This is a genomic window from Pedobacter sp. AW31-3R (assembly GCF_052180285.1).
Taxonomy (GTDB): domain Bacteria; phylum Bacteroidota; class Bacteroidia; order Sphingobacteriales; family Sphingobacteriaceae; genus Pedobacter.
Genome location: NZ_CP197475.1, coordinates 1,831,589 through 1,853,081, shown reverse-complemented (window position 1 = coordinate 1,853,081; position 21,493 = coordinate 1,831,589). Strand labels below are relative to the sequence as shown.

General features: G+C 43.9%; 13 protein-coding genes. 2 read left to right on the top strand and 11 right to left on the bottom strand.

The annotated features are described in order from the left end of the window. Positions 1-80 precede the first annotated feature (80 nt). Positions 81-509 (bottom strand): hypothetical protein, encoded by a 429-nt coding sequence (locus ACSBL2_RS07580; RefSeq protein ID WP_442591075.1) that lies wholly within the window; start codon positions 507-509, stop codon positions 81-83. A gap of 97 nt (positions 510-606) precedes the next feature. Continuing rightward, positions 607-1,992, bottom strand: a complete 1,386-nt coding sequence (locus tag ACSBL2_RS07575) for a dicarboxylate/amino acid:cation symporter (RefSeq protein ID WP_442591074.1) — start codon at positions 1,990-1,992, stop codon at positions 607-609. Positions 1,993-2,135: 143 nt separating this feature from the next. Here ACSBL2_RS07575 and ACSBL2_RS07570 point away from each other — a divergent pair, with 143 nt between their 5' ends. Both ACSBL2_RS07570 and ACSBL2_RS07565 read left to right on the top strand, forming a co-directional pair. Then, positions 2,136-2,633, top strand: a complete 498-nt coding sequence (locus ACSBL2_RS07570; protein WP_442591073.1) for an RNA polymerase sigma factor — start codon at positions 2,136-2,138, stop codon at positions 2,631-2,633. Then, the gene (locus ACSBL2_RS07565; RefSeq protein ID WP_442591072.1) at positions 2,620-3,219 is read left to right on the top strand and encodes a hypothetical protein; all 600 of its coding nucleotides are present in this window, start codon (positions 2,620-2,622) and stop codon (positions 3,217-3,219) included. The genes ACSBL2_RS07570 and ACSBL2_RS07565 overlap by 14 nt, the downstream gene beginning before the upstream one ends. A 102-nt stretch (positions 3,220-3,321) precedes the next feature. On the opposite strand, the gene ACSBL2_RS07560 is transcribed toward ACSBL2_RS07565, so the two are convergent. From ACSBL2_RS07560 to ACSBL2_RS07520, 9 genes are all read right to left on the bottom strand, one after another. Then, positions 3,322-3,942, bottom strand: a complete 621-nt coding sequence (locus ACSBL2_RS07560; protein WP_442591071.1) for a hypothetical protein — start codon at positions 3,940-3,942, stop codon at positions 3,322-3,324. Between the two features lie 122 nt (positions 3,943-4,064). After that, entirely contained in the window at positions 4,065-5,960 is a 1,896-nt protein-coding gene (locus tag ACSBL2_RS07555) for a beta-N-acetylhexosaminidase (protein WP_442591070.1), read from the bottom strand. Further along, on the bottom strand, positions 5,957-8,365 hold the full coding sequence (locus ACSBL2_RS07550) for a glycoside hydrolase family 3 N-terminal domain-containing protein (RefSeq protein ID WP_442591069.1): 2,409 nt from the start codon (positions 8,363-8,365) through the stop codon (positions 5,957-5,959). Before ACSBL2_RS07550 ends, ACSBL2_RS07555 begins: the two co-directional genes overlap by 4 nt. A 108-nt stretch (positions 8,366-8,473) precedes the next feature. Next, positions 8,474-9,748 carry a sugar MFS transporter gene (locus ACSBL2_RS07545; protein WP_442591068.1) on the bottom strand — a complete coding sequence of 425 codons (1,275 nt, stop codon included), beginning with the start codon at positions 9,746-9,748 and terminating at the stop codon, positions 8,474-8,476. 59 nt (positions 9,749-9,807) lie between these two features. Continuing rightward, positions 9,808-12,486 (bottom strand): glycoside hydrolase family 2 protein, encoded by a 2,679-nt coding sequence (locus ACSBL2_RS07540; RefSeq protein ID WP_442591067.1) that lies wholly within the window; start codon positions 12,484-12,486, stop codon positions 9,808-9,810. A 34-nt stretch (positions 12,487-12,520) separates the two neighbouring features. After that, entirely contained in the window at positions 12,521-14,815 is a 2,295-nt protein-coding gene (locus ACSBL2_RS07535; protein WP_442591066.1) for a GH92 family glycosyl hydrolase, read from the bottom strand. Between the two features lie 7 nt (positions 14,816-14,822). Beyond that, positions 14,823-16,259, bottom strand: a complete 1,437-nt coding sequence (locus tag ACSBL2_RS07530; RefSeq protein WP_442591065.1) for an alpha-L-fucosidase — start codon at positions 16,257-16,259, stop codon at positions 14,823-14,825. 207 nt (positions 16,260-16,466) lie between these two features. Next, positions 16,467-18,062: a SusD/RagB family nutrient-binding outer membrane lipoprotein gene (locus ACSBL2_RS07525; protein WP_442591064.1), complete on the bottom strand. Its 1,596-nt coding sequence runs from the start codon at positions 18,060-18,062 to the stop codon at positions 16,467-16,469. A gap of 7 nt (positions 18,063-18,069) precedes the next feature. Continuing rightward, the gene (locus tag ACSBL2_RS07520; protein WP_442591063.1) at positions 18,070-21,462 is read right to left on the bottom strand and encodes a SusC/RagA family TonB-linked outer membrane protein; all 3,393 of its coding nucleotides are present in this window, start codon (positions 21,460-21,462) and stop codon (positions 18,070-18,072) included. Positions 21,463-21,493 lie beyond the last annotated feature (31 nt).

The window sequence follows — 21,493 nt, the reverse complement described above, 5'->3', positions numbered from 1 at the left end:
TAAATAATTATTATTTTAAATTGTTTGTTTTTTATCGAGGTGCAAATATAGAATATATTTGTTAGAAATCATAAAGATTTTTATAATGCTTTACCATAACGTTCTTCAGCATCTGTAATTGTCTGCTCCACCAGCGTTTTCATCTGTGTGGCCACATCCCTTAACTTTGGAATATCATGGTAATCAGACAAAAATATCACTTTTTTTGATTTCCTTTTGTAATTGAACTGCATTTCATAACGCAGGACATCCGATTTTTTCAGATCTGTACCTTCATTGGCAATGACTTCCGGGAAATTCCACAATCCCAGCTCATTGGCTTTGTTATGGAGATAAATGATATCATTGTGCCTTAATTTAAAGCTTTTCCTCACCAGGGAATCTTTCGCATTCTTGTATTGATAAATCCCTGTTGCCGAATCATAGGAATTCTCCAGGTTATTTCCAGGTCCCCATTTGAACTGCAGGGAGACAAACTCGCCCGACCTGAACGGGGCATTTTTAATCATTGGCATATAATAAAAAACTGAATATGCCAGAAAAGGGACAACAATGGTTAATAAGAGATATATTTTTTTTGCTTTGCTACTCATAAAATTTTAATAATTAATCCTGTGCTTCTGACAGTTCTCCTTCCCACTTGCTCACTACTGCAGTGGCAATACTATTTCCAATCACGTTTGTGGCCGACCTACCCATATCCAGCAAGGGGTCTATACCAATCAATAAAGCCAGTCCAGCTTCAGGGATGTTAAAGGTCGCTATCGTACCTGCAATCACCACCAGGGAAGCCCTGGGTACACCTGCTATACCTTTACTGGTTAACATCAGGATAAGCAGCATGGTAATCTGCTGTTCAAAGGACAAATGGATACCGTAAGATTGTGCAATAAAGAGGGAAGCGAAGGTCATGTACAGCATCGAGCCATCCAGGTTGAAGGAATAGCCCAGGGGCAGTACAAAACTCACAATTTTATCCTTACAGCCAAAACGTTCCAATTGGAGCAGCGTTCTCGGATAGGCAGCTTCACTGCTTGCCGTACTGAAAGCCACCAACACCGGCTCTTTCATCCTGTTCATCAGGTTAAATACCCTTTTCTTCAGGATGGCATACCCGATCATAATCAGCACAATCCACAAGAGCAGCATCCCGGAATAAAACTCCCCGATAAATATGGCATAGGTTGAAAGTACACCTAAACCCTGTTTGGCCACAATCGCTGTCATTGCCCCAAAAACTGCCAGAGGTGCAAAGTTCATCACATAACCGGTCACCTTCAGAATCACATGGGCAACGGCATCAAAAAATTCAATAACGATTTTTCCCTTTTCTCCGATAGCTGCCGTAGCCACCCCAAAAAATAAAGAGAAAACGACAATCTGTAAAATCTCATTGGTTGCCATCGCCTCGGCCATACTCTTTGGTACAATATGGGCTATGAAATCCTTTGTGGAAAAAGCTGCTTTCTGCAAGCCGGTATCGACATTACTGCTGGGTAGCGGCAGGTTCATGGCTTCACCCGGTTTAAAGATATTCACCAGGATCAGTCCCAATATCAGTGACAACAAGGAAGCGCTGATAAACCACAGCATGGTCTTTCCACCTATCCGTCCCACTGCCTTGATATCCCCTACCTTGGCTACACCCACCACCAGCGTGGCAAATACCAATGGGGCAACAATCATTTTAATCAGCCTCAGGAAAATATCGCTCAATAAGGTAAATGGTTCCAGTTTCTTTTCCCTTGCCGCTTCACTCTCCTTCCTGAGCTGTAAAGCCTCCTTCTTTTGTAAATTGAGCTGTGTATACTGCGTAAGCGTAGTATCTTTAATCACACTCAACTTTGCATCTGCCTCTTTCACCTGATCATCTGCAGTGCTGATGGTCCGGTTAAACGTATCAAATGATTTTACATTTAATACATACCCAAGAACAGCGCCCAGCACCAATGCAAGAAAAATAAAAAAGGTCAGCCTGTTGTTTTTTGACATTATCTTTGCTTAAGTTATTTTTACGAGCGTAAAACTACAATAATTAACTTACTTCGGAAAGTTTGTGGAAAACGTAAAAAAATCACCTGCACTTGTAACAATTATACAGTGTATTTATCATAGACATATTAAATTAAAGCAGATTGGATCAGAAAGACATCTTATTTAAGCAAATCTTCGATACAAATTCCAAGAAAATTTTCCATTTGTGTTATGGTTATACAGGAGACTCCGATGCTGCAAACGACTTGTTGCAGGAAACTTTTCTCAAAGTATGGCAAAACCTGGATAAATTTCGGAATAAATCGCTGATATCAACATGGATTTACAGAATAGCCGTTAACACCTGTCTCACTTACCTGCGTGCTGAAAAGAGACAGGCCAAAGATGAGCTTACAGAGAACATTATTGAAAACAAGGTGGAAGAGTTCTCAGAGAAAAATGAACAGGTTGCCCTCCTTTACCAATCTATTTCAAAACTCGAAGAAAACGACCGTTTAATTATTACCATGGTACTGGATGAATTGCCTTACCATGAAATAGCAGATATATCTGGTATTAGCGAAGGAAATCTGCGTGTGAAAATTCACCGCATTAAACAAAAATTGACAGAAATATACAATCAGCATGCAAGAATTTGAACATATACAGTCCCTTTGGCAATCACATTCCGTTGAGGTAAAAATCTCTTCAGAGGAAATGCTCGCCCAGGCTAAAAAAGAGGTGAAGGCGATCCGCACCAAATCCCTCTTTAATATTGCCGGTATGGTGGTCTCTTTCCTTGCCATAGGTTCCATATTGGTATTATTTGATTTCAACTCCTGGACAACCCCGGTAGGCATAGGCATTATCATTGCTACAGTTGCCATTTATACCCTTATTTTATTTAAAGAACACCTCCTGATCTCAAAAAATGATTTCACCATACATCCTGCAGCCTATTTAGCCAATTTAAAAGCCTATCAGCTGAGCCGGCTTCACCTCCATAACAAACTTTACTGGTTTTATACTTTCGCGGTTTCCATTGGTGTTACCCTGTATTTTTATGAGACCTTAAATCAGATGGATACCTGGATACAACTCTCATTTGTCCTGTTTACCATCATCTGGATCGTATTTTGTGCCACTATACTCAGAAAAGGATATATGAACAGGGAAAAGGAAAGAATCGACCTCCTGATCGAAAAGTTCCAACGAATCAGTAATCAGCTCCAGGACAAACATTAATCCGGAACAAAGCATAAAAAAAGCGTTTCATTCTTATGAAACGCTTTTTTTATGCTTTGTTTTTTTATCCAGCAGAACCAGCTGAATTTCAGAAAGCTGATATTATTCACTCACTTCCTCTACGGAAAAACTATTGCCCCGCAGACTGTAATGCAATATTTTCAATTTCCCATTCTGTTCTGTCGTATCCGTTGAATTCACAATTGGAAAGGTCCGGAACAGGTCTCCATTTTTAATCATGAACTTATCGTTACCACCATACGTCTTCTTGGTCTTACTGCTCAGCGGAGGAAAAGTGATTTTATTGAAGCTGTTCCCTGAATATTCATACACATTCAGGTCTTTCACATTCTTTTTGCTCAGCAGCTCAATGTACAATTCAGGGTTACCATCATTGTCCATGTCCATGTTCCAGGCATCAGTAATAATGCCCTCCCGCTCCACAGAGAAAGATTTATAGTTATTCTTTACGGAATCTGACATCAGTAACAGGTAACCACCTACACTATCTACTCCTTTTCCCCAGCTAACTACCTCAAAACTATGGCCGGGTTTCACCACAATATTCTTGTAAAAAGGGAAATTATTCTTTACCTTCTCCAGGGCCACAGATTTCGAACTGGAGTCTACTGCTTTTTCGGAAGCACTTTGCTGGCAGGCGAATAAAAAAAGCAGTCCGCCAAGTACTGCGGACTGCCGTAAAATATGTTTATTGAGTTTCATCAGTATAAATTTTGTTTCAAAAAGATGGATGAAGGAGCACCTGCTCCCTCCCGCTCTTATTTTAGCAATTTATACTAAAAAAGCATTTTAACCAAATTTTGCACAGGTAAAAAGGACAAATTTTAGTTTGCATTCATCGCTGTACTGTTGTTTAGAGCTGTTTCAGTCACCACACTTCTCTTTCCTCCTGAGGTAATGACAATGGTTTTCAAGGTCAGTGTTTTACCGGCAGGCACATTGATTTTCATCGGCCCATTCCATGGCCTTGAAATTTCAGAAGGACGGGTACCATCCAGTGTATAATACACCTTTGCGCCCAGTACAGGTGCTTTTAACTCGATACTGATGTTTTCTCCACTCACTGCCTTTTCCGGCAAGCCAAGCGGTGTCGGTACCCAGAAATTCGTACGTGTTTTCTCCAGGCGGGCCAGGTGTACCGGAATACGTTCCTCAGAGAAATTCTTCAGGTTTTTTCTTTCCAGCGGTGTCCAGGCAATTTCACTGAGGGCAAACATTTTCGGCAGTACCATATACTCTACCTTTTCAGGCGTTTGTATATACTCCGTCCATAGATTCGCCTGAACCCCCAGAATATATTTCTTCTGGTCTGCAGACAGGACTTCCGGAACAGGATCATACTTATAGGTCATCGAATAAGGATTTACCCCGCCAATATTTACAGGCTCATCTTTAGATGTCGACTGTGCATAATCAAAATATAAACCATTGCTGCTCGGGGTCATGATCACATCGTGGTTCTGCTGCGCTGCAGCAATACCGCCTTCTAATCCTCTCCATGACATCACCGTCGCATTTGGTGCCAATCCACCCTCCAGGATTTCATCCCAGCCGATGATCGATCTTCCTTTGCCATTGATATACTTCTCAATGCGCTGAATAAAATAACTCTGCAGTTCATGCTCATCCTTCAACCCTTTATCTTTAATCAGCTGCTGGCAGAATGGAGATTCTTTCCAGTAATCCTTAGGACTTTCATCTCCGCCGATATGGATATATTTAGAAGGGAACAAGGCAATCACCTCATCCAGCACATCTTCCAGGAATTTAAAGGTATATTCACTCGGAACAAACACATCATCAAATACCCCCCAGGTCTGTTGCACCTGTTTTCCTTTTCTGCTGCCTGCCCATGGTGTTTTAGGATCTATAGCCGTATCCCTGTCAGGAAAACAGCTCAACTGCGGATAAGCCATAATTGCCGCCGAACTGTGTCCCGGCAATTCAATTTCAGGAATCACATTGACAAACTTTCTCGACGCATAAGCCACCACTTCCCTCACCTCATCCTGTGTGTAAAAGCCTTTGTAAGGTGTATTGTCATTCGTCACACCCGGATGGTGCCCAACAATTGTTCCGCTTCTCAGGGAACCTACTGAAGTAAGCTTAGGATATTTTTTAATCTCTATTCTCCATCCCTGATCTTCGGTCAGGTGCCAGTGAAAGTTGTTCAGCTTATATTGTGCCATCAGGTCAATATATTTTTTGATAAATGCCACCGGAAAAGTATGCCTTCCCACATCCAGGTGCATCCCGCGGTATTTAAATCTCGGATAGTCCTTAATCACACTCGCAGCAATAGCAATGCTCTGGCCTTTTTTTTCTGCCATCATCTGCATGAGCGACTGCACCCCATAAAATAATCCCGCAGCCTTGCCGGTTACGGTTATTTTCTGTGGAGACACTTCCAGTAAATAACCTTCATCAGGTAACTGATCGGCTCCCTTAGCAGTCAGGACAATACTTTTACCTGTGCCTGCAACCTTTTCTGTACGCAGGGCGAAACCACCATTGCTCACGATAAAAGCATTGAGTATATCTGCTGCCCCCGCATTTGCGGTTTCCCCGGAAACCAGGACCACCGTTTTATCGAGCTGGAAAACCCCTGTTTTCTTTTCTACGGAAACCGGAGCAGGAATAATACCCAGGTTTTCATCGTTCTGCGCCTTCAAACTAACCGTTGTAAAAGCGAAAATAATTACTGCAAGAATCTTCTTCATTTGATTTTATAGTTTTGGTTGATATTGATTTTTGTTTCTAGCCTGATATCTTTTGAGCTGGCCCCCACCATCAGTTTAAATACTCCCGCTTCCACGACCGGCTCCATCAGCTGATTATAGAGCATAAGATCATTTTTCAATAAACCGAAGGAAACAGTTTTTGTTTCATGGGCTTTCAGATGAACACGGCGAAAAGCTTTCAGCTGTTTCACAGGGACAACCACAGATGCGGCCTCATCATGAATATACAACTGGACCACTTCATCCCCATCCACATCGCTGGTATTGGTCAGCTCAACGTTAATATCCAGCTGCAGATCTGTCGTTTCCTTCAGGCTGACCTGCAGATTCTTATAATCAAACTTACTGTAGCTCAGTCCGAATCCGAAATCGTACAGCGGGCCGGAAGGACCTTCCACATAGTCATGTTTCTGCGGACTCTTATAATTGTAATAAACAGGCAACTGGCCTACCGAACGCGGAACAGAAACCGGTAATCTCCCTGCCGGATTAAAATCACCGAACAGGACATCAGCAATTGCATTTCCACCCTCCTGACCAGGATACCAGGCATTCAGAATTGCCGGGGCATTCGCCTCAGCCCAGTTTAGATTCAGGGGCCTTCCACCAATAAAGACCACCACCACCGGTTTGCCGGTCCTCACCACGGCCTGCAGCAGATCCAGCTGTTTACCCAGTAAATCCAGCGTAGAGCGGTCATAACCTTCACCGCTTTCCATATCACTGACCGTTCCTGTACCCTGTTGCGATACCGTAGCTGCCCCTGTACTGATATATTCAGTCTTGAAATCCCTGGCACTTGAACCGCCAATCACAACCACAGCGACATCAGCTGCCTGCACTGCTGCAACCGCAGCATCAATCCGTACATCCGTCGTGTCACGGATATCGCAGCCTTTCACATAATTCACTTTCGCCGCACCGTTCAGTTTAGCTTGTATGCCTTCCAGCAAGGTAAAAACATTGGCACTATCCTGGGGAGCGGTATAATCGCCCAACTGGTTATACATATTATCGGCATTGGGACCAACCACCGCAATAGATTTGATACTTCTGCTGAAAGGAAGCGTATGCTTCTCATTTTTAAGCAACACGACAGATTCTCTTGCCACCTGGCGTGCCAGTGCCACTGCCGCTTTATTTCTCACCACCTGTTTCGCCAGTTTTGGTTTCACATAAGGGTTTTCGAACAGGCCCATTTCAAACTTCAGTCTCAGCATCCTTGCAACAGCTTCATCGATGCGCTCCTGACTCACCGTGCCATTCTTCAAGGCTTCCATTAAAGGCGCAGAGAAGGCCACTCCACCAAGGTCATTGTCCAGACCGGCATTCATGGCCATTGCAGCCGCCTCTTTCATATCTGCTGCGACATGGTTAGCCGTGAGCAAGCCATCGATACTGCCCAGGTCGGACACCATAAAACCATTAAAGCCCCATTGTTTACGCAGCACATCATTCATCAGCCATGCATTTGCACTGCATGGAATACCGTCAATAGAATTATAGGCCGCCATCACCGACAAGGCTCCTGCTTCAACGGCAGCCTTGAAAGGCGGGAGGTAGCTTTGGTACAATTCACGTACCCCTGTATTCACGCCTCCACCGTTATGCCCTCCCTCGGGAACACCATAGGCAGCAAAATGCTTCAGGGTAGAAATCACATTCCGGCCGCTGCCGATATGAGTTCCCTGAAACCCCTTCACCATCGCTACGCCCATAATGCCGTTCAGCACAGGATCTTCTCCATAAGTTTCTTCCACGCGCGACCAGCGTGGCTCACGTGCCAAGTCGAGCACCGGTCCATAACCGATATGTGCCCCCTGTAACCTTGCTTCCATTGCAATCACCCCGGCCATCCGGCCAATCAGCTCAGGATCCCAGGTACTGCTCTGACCTATCGAAGTAGGGAAAACAGTCGTTCCAATGGCCATATGTCCATGTGGACATTCTTCCGCAATAAACACAGGGATCTGCAAACGGCTATGCTCCATCACATAACGTTGCAGCTCATTCGTTGCCTCTGCTGCCAGATAAGGGTCAAGCCCTGTCAGCAATGTCTTCTTTGTCCATGGGTCAGCCCTCAGCGTTGCCCACAGGTTTCCGATATGCCTTTGGGCAATCGCTTCTTTAAACTTTGCGGAGACCCTAACCTTATCTCCTTTTTTATCATACATTTCCCACCCCAGCAGCGTAGACAGCTGCCCGATCTTCTCTTCCTGGGTCATCCTGCCGAGCAGGTCTTTTACCCGTTCTTCAACTGTAGCTTTTGGATCTTTATATCTCGGTACGGTCTGCTGTGCCGGCACAAAAAAAGGGCAGCACACCATCCCGCTTATCAAAAGGCAGGACCATATACTCCCCTTCCTGATCATCGTTATGTTCATTGGTATTTCCTTCTTAGTCATGAAAAACTATCGCATAAGGTCTTCAAAACAACTTTATACGTATAGTATATGTATTAAAAAGGGGGATTAGACATCCCCCCTGGTATTTTATTTAGTGATCTTAGCTTTTCCTACCTTGTATCCGGCAGCGCCATAGTAGAGGATAAAGAGGTAACAAGGAACCATAATCCAGTATGCCTGCTGTGCGTTCAGCACATCCGCAAGGGCACCGTAACACAATGGAATAATTGCACCACCGGCAATCCCCATAATCATCAGTGAAGAAGCTATTTTGGTAAATCGTCCAAGTCCTGCAAGTGCCAGTGGCCAAATTGCAGGCCATACCAATGAATTGGCGAAACCAAGTAAGGCAATAAACAATACAGACACATAACCTGTCGTAAAAATCGCAGCTATGGAAAGGATTACGCCGAGTACAGCGAACCATTTCATTGCATTTTCCTGCGTAAAATATTTGGGAATACAGAGGATACCGATCAGGTAACCCAAGATCATTCCCAGAAGGGTGAAAGTCGTAAAATACTTCGCTGTAGAAAGTGGGATCCCCTGATAGGCACCATAACTGATGACCGTATCTCCAGCCATCACTTCCACACCTACATATAAAAACACGGTAATCACGCCCATCACCAGGTGAGGGAACTGGAAAACGCTTGTTTTTCCTGCTGTAGCGGCACTCACCGTTTCATCTTCCTGATCTGTATCAATCTCCGGTAAAGAAGAGTAATAAATCAGCACCGCCAGAATTACCAATACAATAATGATCACCACGTAAGGTAAAATTACCCTTTCCGCCAAAGCACTCAGTTCTGCCGCTTTCTCCACCGGAGTCATGGCATTGATTTTATGGTGGAAACCATCCACATCTTTAAGTGCAATGGCACCTAAAACAATCGGGGCAATCGCACCTGCAATTTTATTACAGATTCCCATGATGCTGATCCTTTTCGCAGCACTTTCCGGTGGTCCCAGTATGGTAATATAAGGATTGGAAGCCGTTTGCAATAAGGCAAGTCCTGTCCCCTGAACAAACAATCCCAGTAAAAACAAGCCATACGTACGGGTCAGTGCAGCAGGAATAAAGATCAGGGCACCTACACCCATCACCACTAAGCCCATTGCCATGCCCTTTTTAAATCCGGTAGCTTTCAAAACCCATGAGGAAGGAATTGCCATCACGAGGTAACTGATATAAAATGCAAAAGCTACGAGGTATGACTCAAAATTATTCAGCTCACAAGCCAGTTTAAGATAAGGAATCAAGACGGAGTTGAGCCAGGTCACAAATCCAAAAATAAAAAACAGCGCGCCGATAATTACGATCGGGTTTATCCCTGCGCCTTTCTTTTCTGTTGTAGTCATATATGTATGTATAGTTTAGTTGGTTGCATCACTCATTCGAATTTTAAATATGGTAATTTTTATGGATTAACAGAAATGGTTTGTTCCCCGCCGGCATAATCGGTTAAAGTAATTGCAGGCATTGTTTTTTTATCCGCAGTGTACTCCACAATGACCTTCTTTTCCGCGCCCGGAAGGATAGAAAAATAGTTATCATCGTAAAACACAGGCAATATTCTTTTTTTAGTTTCTGCGTCTACCAGAGCAATGCGGTTAAAGAAACTTACGGGACTGTTTGCAGGATTAGTCAGTATCACTTCCACCTTTCCGTCCTTCAATTGTTTTGCACTTACCTTCAATGGGGTAGACTTCAGTTCATTTAATCCGGAATACATGCCTTTGCTGTCAGCCAGCCAATACAGGTTATCACTTAATACTTTTTTATTCACATCCAGCAACTGCAGGGAAAGGAATGATCCTTTTTCGGCCGACAGCTCATCCATTTTTTTCTTAAGCGACAGGATCTTCTTGTTGCTTGAGGGATCCATAAAACAGAACACCTGGGTAAGCATGGTTTCTTTACCGGCCATATCATAGGCCTTTGCCACCAGCATCACATTCTGTTTACTCTCAAAACCATTGTTCACCAGCATAACCGTACCATCTACAGGATTATACATGGAATGCAGCATTTCACTACCAGAGCGCAGGCCAAACAGGCAGGCATTGGGATCAAGGTAATAATCATACATCTGTCCGCGCATCGACGTCCACGGATTTTGTGTTTTCCAGATAATCACCCCGGTATACCAGTCCCACATATGTGAACTAAAACCTTCCATCAGGCCACGGTACTGGTCATAATTTACCACCTGTGCTTTTTTGGCAAAATCCTGAATACTTTTTGGTTTGCCGTAAGGTAAAATATGCTGTTCATATCCTACGCCGAGGTAATTGTGGTAATCCCACACCGAATCCACCTTCTCCGATGGCCCCTTTTCTCCTCTTTTCTCTGGGGCAATGTATTGTGGAGCAATTAAACTTGCCTTCGGAAGGAAACGTTCCAGTGATTCCATATCACCTACACCCACAGATCCCACTTCAGAATTAAAGGGGTAAGTCCGGGTTTCCCAGAAGGTAGCGACATTCTGGATGGTATAAGGACCATCACCATTTCCACCTAAGGTATTCCTCGACATATCGTCTGAATTCGAATAATCGATAAACCAGCGGGTACCATCCAGTGCAGGAAGGATCGAATCCCTTAAAGGAATCAGGATATCATCGGGAGGGGTAATCTCATTACCGCCGCACCAGATCGCCAGTGAAGCATGGTTCCTTACCATCTTAATCATATCTGCTGCCGATTGCAGGAACAGGTGGTGATCATCCGGATATTTTCTGCGTGTCCACTGATCTTCCAGTTTCATCGGATCTACCCAGCGCCCGTTACAGTCGCCCGACATCCAGAAATCCTGGAACACCAGCATCCCATATTTATCACATGCTTCATAAAACTCCGGACGTTCAATCAGTGCGCCGCCCCAGATCCTGATCAGGTTCAGGTTCATGTCACGGTGGTACCTCACCTCCGTATCATATCTTTCCTTAGAAAAACGAAGCATGGCATCTGAGATAATCCAGTTCCCGCCTTTAATAAAAATTTTCTGTCCGTTCACGGCCACTTCCTTACTGCTGGTTGTGGAATTCCAGGCTGTTTGTATCTCCCGTACCCCCACATTCACCGTCTGGCTATCACACAGCTTATTTCCTTTTTCCAGGAAGCTGAGCTGCAAGGCATACATATCCTGTTTTCCATAACCTGCAGGCCACCATAATTTCGGGTTCTTCAACACAAAATCGGGGAATTTAACTTCTGAGGTACTGTTCGCTTTCAGCAAAACCTTTTGCACAATCTTCTGACCGGCGATGGTATACACCAGGTCACCAGCAACTTCTTTGGCGCTTGTATTTTTCAGTTCGGCAGACACCTTAATAATTGCTGGTTCCTGCGGGCCCTCCGGTTTTCTTTTTCCGGCAACCAATGTCACCACATGGGGATTGTCCATACTTACTTTACCTGTGCGAACAATCTGTACTTTATCCCATATACCGGTATTTCTATCCCGGATAGGGCGGATCCAGTCCCAGCCGGCAGTATACTGCAAAGCTACCCCTTTGGCAATCGTACCATCGCCACCTTGTCCCCCGTTCGGATTACCTACCACATCCGGCGGATAAACAATCACTGCCAGACGGTTATTGCCATCTTTCGCCAGCAGCTTTGTAACATTAAACGACTTACGCAGGTACATCCCTTTAAAAGGCGTATCATTCACCTTTTTACCATTCAGGAACACTTCCACGCTGTAATTAATTCCCCTGAACTTCAGCCATACCTGCCCATCGGCATCTGGCTGCAGCTCCTTAAAATCCTTAACAAACCAGTAGGTATACTCATCCCTTCCTGTTTTATAAATATCAGGAATCAGTTCATTGTTCATTCCAAAATAGGGATCGGGAACTTCCTTATTCACCAGCATCGTTGTCAATACCGTTCCAGGCACTACTGCCTTTTTCCAGTTAGCCAGGGAAAAGGAAGCAGCAGAGATCTCTGTGCCCTGCGCCTTTACCTGGGTAACCGGCATACATACCCAGCCTGCATTCAGTTCATACTGATCCTGAGCTGACACCTGCCCTCCTGCAATCAGCAGGAGCATCAAAATACAAAGTCTCTTGATGTATTGAAATTTTGTCATTGTAAACATTGTTATGTATCTATCTTAAAATGAATTATTGTGTCACAGAATAAGGGCGGTCTGCCTTTTTCACTCCCCAGGTAGCCGAAGGCCTGGCACCCATTTGTATCACCATCTTCCCTCCTTTAACCAGCTCACTGTGCAGGATATAAGATTTGGTATAGGCTTTCCCATTCAGGCTAATACTTTGGATATACTTATTGGTTTTACTGTTGTTCTTCACAGAAAGGCTGAACGTTTTACCGTAACCAACTTTCAGCGTAGCTTCATTCACTACAGGACTGCCAAAAACATACATTCCGTTGGAGGGATTCTCCGGGTAAAACCCAAGGGCAGAAAAGATATACCAGGCAGACATTTGTCCCACATCCTCATTACCACTTAACCCATCCACTTTAGTCGTGTAAAGGGTCGACATAATCTCCCTCACCTTGTCGGCCGTTTTATAAGGCTGCCCAACAAATGGGTACATATAAGTCACATGGTGACTCGGTTCATTTCCATGGGCATACTGACCAATCAATCCACTGATATCGGGTGATGACTCTGCTCCCATACTCCCCGTAGCGGTAAACAGGGAGTCCAGTTTTGCCGTAAAAGGTTTCTCCCCTCCCAGTAAACCGATCAGACCTTCCACATCATGTGGTACCAGCCATAAATACTGCCAACCCGTACCTTCAGTATAATCATCCTGACGGTGAATCGCATGGAAAGGGTTAAAAGGTGTTCTCCAGGTATTATTGGCGAAACGGCCTCTCATGAAACGGGTTTCCTTATCAAAATATTCCTTATAAGCGGCACCTCGCTTACTCCAGTAGGCATAATCTTCCTTATTGCCTCGGTTCTTTGCAATTTGTGCCACACCCCAGTCGGCAATAGCATATTCCATTCCCATCGCAACAGATTCCACGGTACTGTCTGCCGGGATGTATCCATATTTCTTCAGCAGATGAAGTCCTCTTTCGTCCCTCATTCCCGTTGCTTTCAGCGCCTCATAGGCAAGGTCTTTATCAAACCCTTTTATCCCTTTCAGGTAAGCATCTGCCAGAGCAATCATTCCAGGATTTCCGACCATGCAATCTGTTTCATTTCCCATCAGGTGCCAAACAGGTAATCTTCCCTGCTGCTTATAGATTGCCAGAAAAGTATTCACCACATCACCAGCCTTCTCACTGTTGATCAGGGTAAGCAGGGGTTGAGCAGCCCTGTAGGTATCCCAGAGGGAAAAGGTAGTATAATTGGTGAAACCCGCATTTTTGTACACCTTTTTATCCGTGCCGAGGTAATCGCCATTCACATCATTGAACACTGAAGGCGCAATCATGGTATGGTACAGGGAAGTATAAAAAATCTTCATCTGATCCGGGTCATCACTTTTGATGACAATCCTGCTCAGTTCCTTGTTCCAGGCAGCATCAGCTTTTGCAACCTGTGCAGCAAAATTCCATCCCGGAATCTCGGCTTTCATATTCAGTTTCGCATTTTCGATGCTCACCGGAGAAATAGCGACCTTAAGTTGAATAGGGCCATGCTCATTGGCATCAAATTCTGCCATACCGATCACCCCAAGTGCTTTTAGCTCCAGGCCGGGTTTGGTAGCCGTACTGTCAGACACCGAGAATTTTTTGATGCGTTTTGAAAATACGGCGGTGAAATAGATCCGTTGATCTGCTGCCCAGCCTTTCGAGTAACGGTAACCGGATACTGTCGTATCATTTTCCTGGCGGATATACGTTTCCACAGGACTATCCCATCCGGTGCCTGGCTTCAGGTCGATAAGGATCTTGGGTTGCTCTCCTTTGGGAAAGGTATACTGATGGAATCCGACTCTTTTACTTGCCGTTAATTCGGCTTTAATATCATATTTTTTTAAGCGTACACTGTAATATCCGGGTTTAGCGGTTTCTTCCTTGTGGGAGAAAAGAGAATAATAGCCTACTCCAGGATTATTGCTAAAACCTTTTAGTAGAACAACAGAACCCGTTACCGGCATTACTGAAATATCGCCAAGGTCACCAATACCGGTACCACTTAACCGGGTATGGGCAAAACCTGTGATGGTAGAATCACTATAGTGATAACCTGAACACCAGTCCCAGCCGGTAGACAGGTTTGTTGGCCCTAACTGAACGGCGCCATAAGGAACATCCGCGCCCATAAAGACGTGACCATGACCACCAGTCCCAATAAAAGGGTCTACATATTTGGTAAGTTGCACTGCAGGTTTTGTTTGTGCAAAAACCTGGGTTCCCATTGCAGCGATCAATGTGCTGCACACACATAAGCGTTTAACAGCAGTGTGGAAACGGGCTTGATTAAATTTAAGCATAGTCTTTTTATTTTGCAGGATAAGTAAATGCCAATGCACCAAAAACTGTCGGATTATTTTTCAGGGCAGCAGGAAGGTGTACTTTCACTACATTGTCCTTCACTTCCCATTTTACTGATTTATTGATATTCAACAGTGTCATTTTGCTTCCTTTTGCGGGAACATTACCTTTCCACTCAATACTTGCGGCAGGCGACTCCTCTTTAGGGAAACAATATACTGCATTTTTCATTTTCCCATCTTTACTTTGTGTAAACCAGGTATTTCCATCATGGTAATCGGCAGTAATCCTTGTACTGTAAATAGCCTTTCCATTCATTTTCATCCAGCTGCCGATCTCTTCCATACGGGAAACGGCAACCGCCGGTAAAGTACCATCAGGTGAAGGCCCCACACCCAGCAGCAGACTTCCGCCTTTTGCCACGACCTCTGCCAGGGAGCGGATCACTTCTGAAGAAGGTTTATAGACCTCATTGTTGACATACCCCCATGAAGTACCTAAAGTCAGGCAGCTTTCCCATGGATGGTCCAGTTGTTTTTCAGGGATCTTTTGTTCCGGAGTCTGATAATTTTCATATGGGCCATGTACCGTACGGTCTACCATCAGCAGTCCAGGTTGTGCCTTTCGTGCCATCGCAGCAATTTTAGGCATATCAATCTGTTGGTCCCATTCAGGAATGGCGGCACCCCAGCCCCTGACTTCATCATTTACAGTAGATAACGGGCGTACCCATCCGCCGTCAAGCCATAGAATATCAATTGAGCCATAATTTGTCATCAGCTCATTGATCTGGTTAAAGGCAAACTGTTTAAATTTATTCCATCTCCAGGGGTATTTCCTGATGTCGTAATTGGTATTGCGGTCCGGCGTAGCATATTTTGACCACCAGAAGTATTGTGAATGCCAGTCTGGTTTAGAGAAATAGGCTCCGATCATAAATCCTTCCTTACGGAAAGCATCAAAGACATACTTTGCCACGTCCTTTTTAGGATGACTGGCAAAAGGCCCGTGTGCAATGCTGAAATCGGTCTCCTTGGTATCAAACATGGAAAATCCATCATGGTGTTTGGTCGTAAAGATCATATACTTCATTCCTGCATCTTTTCCTGCTTTTGCCCATGCTTCAGGATTAAACTTCAGGGGGTTAAAGTCTTTTTGCAAACCGAAGTACCATTTTTTATAGTCTTCATAAGCAATGGTACTGTCTCTTTCGATCCAGTTTTCCGAGCAGATCTGCCATGATTCAATAATTCCGGGCACTGCATACAATCCCCAGTGGATCAGCATCCCGAACTTCTGGTCTTCCCATTTATCCAGTTTTGCCCTGACTTCTTTTTCTGCAGGCCATTCATAGAGCGACGACTGCTGGTGCACTCCATTTTGCGCTTTTACTTTTACTGATAAGAGTATAATCAATACAATTATCCAATTGGTTCGTTTCATCTTGTGTGTTGATTTTTTTATGGATGTATAGGTTATGCGTTAGCTTTTAATTGAACAGGCGCATAAATTTCAACATTCTAAGCTAAGTTTTTTCAGACGATGATAAATAAGTTATTGGGTAAAATTATTGGTATACAGATATTGAAAGCTATGGCAAGGGGCAAAAAAAGCTTTCCTATCGCGGATGCGATAGGAAAGCAAATGAGATTAGTTAGTGGCATCCCACCATACCCTGGAGGTCAGCAAATCGCCACCGGTCAGAGAGGAAACAGCGGAAAGATAATTCGTACCATTTGATGTAGCCTCTGTGGAAGGATAAATCATCCTTCTCGGAATCACACCATTGGTCACATTGCCTGTATACACCACTGGAGTCAGCACAGGATAACCTGATCTTTTCCAGTTTGCCCAGCTTTCAATAAAACTAAATGTCGCATTTTCATTTGCCCAGTATTGCTCATTGATCATTTTTAATTCCTGACCAGCAATTAGAGGGTGCGCAGCCACATAGGTTTCCACAGTGGAAGAACTGATGGTTGCGGCGGTAGACAATTGTGACAGTCCACTCAGTGAAGCCGTTAATGCTTTTGTATAATGTTCAGCCGCAGTACCGCCTACAGTCCATCCCCTAAATGCAGCTTCGGCCAGCAGGAACTCTGTCTCCGCATAGGAAAGGGTAACGATAGGTGCACTCGCCTGAATATATACAGCAACCCTTGGCCTGGAGTAACCACCTAAGGGAGCGGAATTATTACCAGTACCTGTTGCACCCGGATAATTGGGTTCATTTTCGATATTTGTAGCACCCGATCCCAGGTCATACCCATTTGGCAATCCAACCTGTCTGCTGGCTGTATTATCTCCTACCAATGTAGTATTGCCATTATTCACAAGCCCTGGTTCAGAAATTTCAGCAATTGCACTTAATCGTGGATCACTGGTTGCCTTAAGGAAGTTGATCATTGTTTTGCTCCACCTCACTTGTTTAAAGTCATCACCAACAGTTAATGCACCAAAGCTGGCATTCCTGGTATCATCAGCACCTCCATCAGGGATGAAAACTGCATTATCATCATTGCTTGCCATCAATCCTCCGGCATACGCTTTTTCAGTCCATGTTTTTGCAGTGGCAGCATCAACCTTAGTCAGTCGCATGGCTAACCTCAACATCAGGGAATAACCTGCTTTTTTCCATTTGTCTACATTCCCTTTATAGTATACATCACCGGTAGCTGTAACGCCTGTGGGATTTAAGGCAAGAATGGCAGTTTCCAACTGGTTGAGCATTGCTGTATAAATCGCCTGCTGTTTATCATATACAGGTCTGACAAGGCCAGATTCAGCCATTAAGGCCTGAGAAAACGGCACATCTCCATAAGTATCTGTAATTCTTTGAAATAAGAAAACCTGGTTAATCTTCACAATCTGTATCACATTATGAAATTTCACTGAATCCTGTGCTTTGGCAATGATCAGTGCCTGATTCAACCTGCTCAGTGCGGTATAGCCCTCATTCCAGGTCCTTGCATGATAGCCGATGGTACCGTCAGTGTTTATATATTTATCTCCGTTACCGTAATAAGAAAAGGTACTGGCTAATCCCTGCATCATAGTAGAGGGGTACAACAATTGTGTATATCCGGTATTGGCATATCCCAATTGCCCGGAAGTAAGCAGGAAATTCGGATCCGTATCTGCAATCGTACCTGCTGTAGGATCTATATTTGTCTCCCCTAAGTGTTCTTTAGAACACGAGGAAAGTACGACTGCCGAAAAGGCGAAGTATATGAATATCTTTTTCATGGCTGTTCTATTTAAATTTAAAGTTAACGTTGAATCCGTAAGTCCTGGTGAAAGGAAGAGAACCGCCCTCTACACCTGCCAGTGCTACTTGTGAGGAGAATGTATTCTCCGGATCAATGTTATCCGTACGTTTCATCAGGGTAAAAAGGTTACGGGCAACAAGATTTATACTGATCGACGAAAAAGGTAATCTGCCCAGATTTTTTGACTGCAAGGTATAGCCCAGTGTAGCCTGACGGAATTTGATAAAACTACCATCCAGTACTGCCAATTTATTTACATTCGACATCAATCCGGTATAATAGGTCTCTGCATCTACATTAATCGTATTTACGGTTCCATCTGCCATCACTCCTTCAGCAACAATACCGCCTTCCCTTCCTGGAAGGGTCGCCTTATTCAAGCCATACCTATAAGAATAAAATTCAGTAGCTGATAAGATCTTGTTGCCAAACCGGTAATCGATCAGGAATCCGAGATTCCAGTTCTTGTATTGGAAATCATTGTTCCATCCACCATAAATTTTAGGTAATCCAGATCCCTGGGGTTTCAGGTCTCCACGAAGGGGAATTCCGTTACTACCAATCACCACATTACCATTTGCATCATATTTATAATCATAGGCCATGATCTGCGCAACGCCATACCCCTTAACGACACCGATGTATGCATCTCCTGGCCTGTAAGTACCTGTATTTAATGGCGCATCACTGTCATTATCAATATCCAGAACCTCTGTTTTAACATTGGTAAAATTGAAACTGGAATTCCAGCTAAAATCATCGGTTTTAACCGGTGTGCCAGAAAGCATGATTTCAATACCGGTATTTTTGGTTGATCCCAGATTCACATACCTCGACTCAAAACCACTCGCTGTAGACGTAGAAGCCTTGACCACCTCACCTTCCGTCTTACGGGTAAAGAATGAAGCGTCAATACCCACTCTGTTGTTTAAAAACTTCAACTCGGTACCTACCTCGAATTCTGTTAAGGAAAAAGGTTCCAGGTTTGCATTCGGAAGAATATTTGTAAAAGTACCTGTTGGCAGATCATTCACATCATTCCCAATGGTATAATATTGCTGCGTTAAATAAGCTTCTGCAGGTTCACCGCTGGTCTTTGCATAAGAGGCCCTTAACTTACCGAAACTTAAAGCTCCTCCAAGATTGTTCAGTTGTGAAAATATGAAACTGGTAGATACAGAAGGGGTAAAAATGCTGTTCTTATCTGTAGGAAGCGTAGAGAATTGGTCATAACGGCCTGTAGTACTCAGGGTAAGTAAGCCTTTATAGCTGAAGTCGGCTGTATAGTAGACCGAAGGTGTCTCAATAATTGAATAATCGTAAATCGGGACCTTATTCTTCACATTGGAAGGTGTATACAAATAAGGTATAATGAAAATATTTCCACTGGTACCATTGATCTCATAGGTAGCTTTACGATAGTTGGCACCCACACTTGCATTCACATTAAAATCGCTGGTCACATCTTTATTGAAATTCAGCAAAGCGTCCGTATTCATTTCAATTCGTTGGGATTGCGAAAATCCATTCAGTGCACCTGATCCGGAATTCGAATAAGCTGTTCCATAAGGCGTCACTGAAAGTGAACGGTCGTTCGTCATGTCATAACCTAAACGGGTCTGTAAGGACAGGGATTTCGTAAAAGCATATTTCGCTGTAATTGCAGCTATAAAACGCTTACGTGCATTATTATTGACCAGTTGACTGGTAACAAAATAAGGATTGGTGACAAAAATATTGTCATTCCAACTCATCTCGCTACCTGTTGATAAGTCATATCCCGGAGATAACATCGTTACATTGGTACTGGTTGGTAAAAATTGCAGCGCATAATTTGCATTCAGAGGAGAATCACTCAGATAAGCCTTGTTCTTGTCATTCTGATCTATATAATTAGCCACCAGATTCACAGATAGTTTTTCTGTAAGCTCCTGGTTGGTACTGAAATTGAATGTTTTTCTTACCAAACCACTGTTAGGCAATACTGATTTGGCATCCAGATTTGCGGCAGACAAACGGTAAGTGCCCTTATCCCCACCTCCAGAAACTGAAACACTGTTTGTTAAACTCGGGGCAGTCCTGTAAAATGTACTTACATTATCAGTTACGGCTGAATAAGGATATAAATTCCCATCCGCTGCAATGGTGGGCACACCATCCATTTTCTCCCCCCAGGAATACAGGCCATAAGTAATCGCTGCATTTCTGTTTCCGGGTCTTATACCTTCGCGTCCCTGGCCATATTCATACTGGTAATCGGAATTGTCCACTGCTTTATCGAACTGTAAATTGACGCTATACTCAATTTTAGCTTTCCCCTTTTTACCGGTTTTAGTCGTAATATTGATCACCCCGTTCGCAGCCCTAGCCCCATATAGTGCAGAAGCTGTAGATCCTTTCAGCACAGTCATGCTTTCTACATCATCCGGGTTAATGTTACTGAAACCATCACCACCGTCAGAACCACCATACTGTCCGGCACCTGTTCCTCTTTGTGTATTGTCAATTGGCACCCCATCAATAACAATCAGGGGCGATGTGCTGCCAGTAAAGGACGTTGCCCCACGAATATTCAATCTGGCGGAAGCACCAGGACCACCAGTTGTACCACCAACACTCAAACCTGCAACGCGGCCACTCAATGAATTGGCCACATTGGATTCTCTTGCCTGGCTCATGGTTTCACCACCAACTTTAGTCACCGAATACCCTAAAGTCTTCTGGTCTTTCGTAATACCAAGAGCAGTCACCACCACCTCTTTCAGGTCGTTGGTATTGGGTTTCAAACCGATATTGATGGTCGTCTGTCCGTTCACATTCACTTCCTGCGTAACATAGCTGATATAAGATACCACTAAGACTGCATTATCCGGAACTGTAATGGAGAACATCCCATTTGCATCTGTGGTAGCGCCTCTGTTTGTACCTTTTACTTTCACAGAAGCTCCGATCACAGCTAAACCTGTTTCATCGGTTACTTTACCTTTCACCACGATATCAGCTACTTTCTCGCCTTTGGCAACAATAACCACCAGGTGGTCGGCCAGCAGGTTATACGTATAACCTGTATTTTTTAATGTTTCATCGAGTACTTCAGACAAATCTTTATCTTTCACATCGATATTAATGTTCTTTCCGGCAGGAATTTTCCTGTTGCTGAACATAAATTTATAATCTGTTTTTGACTCGATTTGGGCAAGCACGTCTACAAATTCGGCAGACCTCATTTTTAAGGAGATTTTATTCTGTGAATAAACTCCGGCAACAGCACTGAGATTAAAAGCTAACATTAATCCCGAAGTTACTTTTACGAAGCCAAGCAGTTTGGCTGGGGCATGTTTGTGCACAGCACCATTAAGGCGCGATAGAAATTTCATACTGATCAATTTTTGTGATTGATTTAACCTC